Source organism: Hyphobacterium sp. SN044 (assembly GCF_021864465.1).
GTDB lineage: Bacteria > Pseudomonadota > Alphaproteobacteria > Caulobacterales > Maricaulaceae > Hyphobacterium.
The window spans coordinates 1-281 of record NZ_JAKKUV010000053.1; the positions used below are offsets into that span (position 1 = coordinate 1).

Below are 281 nucleotides of genomic sequence, written 5' to 3' on the forward strand. Positions count from 1 at the left end.
GTAAGATACGCCAACAGACCAGAAGTATACTCGTTTATGCTCAGCTGTCCATCCTCGCTGACATCCAAATATTCAAAGGCACTGTGTACAAAGTTGGCATCCGAAACACCGATTCCAACCCAAGCTCGGTTGTATTCCTCTTCGCTTAGATAGCCGTCGCCACTGACATCCAGAACACCAAAAAAATCTTCACACACTTTGACATACGTCTCCTTGAACTCCGGGTCATTTCTTTGTTCATCAATGGAGGCAACTATAATGGACGATGTCAGCAATCCGTT

General features: G+C 45.2%; 1 pseudogene. It reads right to left on the bottom strand.

From position 1 onward, the window contains the following. Window positions 1–281: pseudogene (locus tag L5876_RS14625) on the bottom strand (EF-hand domain-containing protein); the annotation flags it as partial.